The 2,060-nt window shown below is 65.1% G+C and carries 2 protein-coding genes; both read right to left on the reverse strand.

The genetic code is table 11. The annotated features are described in order from the left end of the window. Positions 1-268: 268 nt before the first annotated feature. Positions 269-415, reverse strand: a complete 147-nt coding sequence (locus VTU_RS34030) for a hypothetical protein (RefSeq protein ID WP_010108436.1) — start codon at positions 413-415, stop codon at positions 269-271. 570 nt (positions 416-985) lie between these two features. Next, positions 986-2,060 (reverse strand): BMP family ABC transporter substrate-binding protein (locus VTU_RS0121165; protein WP_010108437.1); only part of this gene is annotated, 1,075 nt, incomplete at its 5' end.

A 2,060-nucleotide genomic window follows, 5' to 3' on the forward strand; every position in this document is an offset into this window, starting at 1 on the left:
ATTGAATTCACGCTCCAGCACCGCTGGCCTGGGAACGTAGCCTGCATCGGCCATTGCTTTGCGCAAACGGTCCGAAAATTGTCTTTTTATGTCCTGCATCCAGATACACTAAAAAGACTGGAATAAGCGGTGGTAATTATCATGTGTAGTTACTTCAATAGTTTGTTTTTCGGTTACGTATCGGATTCCCGGTTCTTTCAGGGGCCGCCGTGCGCGTTGCAAGGGCAAGGGCGTCGAAACCAGGCTCCACAAGGGATTGCGGCACTTCTCAGGCGTTGCGCAGCAGCTCGTCTTGGCGCACCAGCTGGTCAGCCAAGCGCGCGAGCCACTTGGTCTTGGTTCGCTTGGCGAAACGGTACGCATGGAGCATGCCGAAGGACGGCGTGGCCAGTGCCCAGGCGCCGGATTCGGCCATGGTGGCCTGCTGCCATTCGGACTGCCGGTATCTGGAGCAACACCCTGGCCGGATGGAACGCGTGCCTGGCCCCGGGTTGCGCACGAAGTCGTCGGGGCGGCGTGCGGGGCATCGGTAAACGTTGGCCCGTGGCCTGGAGCCACTACCCCGGGCGCCAAGGCCTCAATTGTGCCGGCGACTTGGGCAACAAATGCGGGTTTTCCTTCGGATTTGGGGAACACCACGCCAAAGCCGTTTCCCGGAGCGCGATCAGGATGCTTCCCTGCGGGCGGGCCATGCCCCGGGGCGTAATGCACCCGCCAGGGCCCGCCTGCAGTAGCTGCTGCAGACCAAGGCGGCGTCATGCCCGCCGATGAAAAGTAGGGGGTTGTGCGCGGACGGCCAGCCGCATTTTGGGACGGTGATTCCTGGCGACAGAAGGCTGCAGGGCGCGGAACGGGCATGGCAGGCGACCCCTGATCGGGGGCAAGCGCACCCCGAATCATGGGTACCCAGCGTACTGCGAATGGCTCGGGCCTGATGTGCTCCAAAACCCGCAAAGCGGGCGGTTGCGCCGCAGCCGACCCGTTCCTACTTCTTGTCGCCGCCCGGAACCCGGCCTTCCACACCCTTGACGTAGAAGTTGATTGCGCCCAGGAATGTGTCGTCGGCCACGGTGTCCTTTTCCAGCACCGGCTTGCCGTTCTGGCCCAGGATCGGGCCTTTCCAGATCTGGAAGCTGCCGTCGGCCAGGCCCTTTTTCACCTCCTCGACCCGGGCCTTGGTTTCGGCGGGAACGTCCTTGGCGATGGAGACGATGTCGATCGCGCCCTCCTTCACGCCCCACCAGCTTTGGCCCGTGGTCCAGCGGCCGTCGAGCGCATCCCGGGTGGCCCGGATGTAGTACGGACCCCAGTTGACCACGGCCGACGCCAGGTGGGCATCGGGGCCGTAGGCGCTCATGTCGGAATCCCAACCGAGCGCGCGCTTGCCCTTTTCTTGCGCGGTCTTGAGCACGGCGGCCGAGTCGGTGTTCTGGAACAGCACGTCCGCACCGCCGTGGATCAGCGTCGTCGCGGCCTCGGTCTCCTTGGGCGGGCTGAACCATTCGTTGACCCACACCACCCGGGTCTTGATCTTCGGGTTCACCGACTGCGCGCCCAGCGTGAAGCTGTTGATGTTGCGCAGCACCTCGGGGATCGGCACCGAGCCGACAACGCCCAGGGTGTTCGACCGGGTCATGGCGCCCGCGATCATGCCGGCCATGTACGCGCCTTCGTAGGTGCGGCCGTCGTAGGTGCGCATGTTCTCGGAGGTCTTGTAGCCCGTGGCATGCTCGAAGCGGACCTCCCTGTGGTCCTGCGCCACCTTGAGCATGGCCTCCATGTAGCCGAAGCTGGTGCCGAAGATCAGCTTGTTGCCCTGGCTGGCCAGGTCGCGCAGCACGCGCTCGGCGTCGGCCGACTCGGGAACGCTTTCCACGAAGCTGGTGCTGACCCGGTCGCCAAATTCCCTCTCGAGGGCCTGGCGCCCGTTGTCGTGCGCAAACGTCCAGCCGCCGTCGCCCACCGGGCCGACGTAGGCAAAGGCGATCTTCAGCGGCTCCGGCCCGGGCGCCGGGGCTTGTGCCGCAGGGGCCGGCGCGGCGGCCGGCGCCGGCGGCTCC

This window comes from Verminephrobacter aporrectodeae subsp. tuberculatae At4, assembly GCF_000193225.1.
In the GTDB taxonomy this organism is placed as follows: Bacteria; Pseudomonadota; Gammaproteobacteria; order Burkholderiales; family Burkholderiaceae_C; genus Acidovorax; species Acidovorax aporrectodeae.

Bases quoted from the DNA above. Each gene is read 5' to 3' on its own strand.
- VTU_RS34030 (WP_010108436.1), bottom strand. From the start codon at position 415: ATGGCCGAATCCGGCGCCTGGGCACTGGCCACGCCGTCCTTCGGCATG.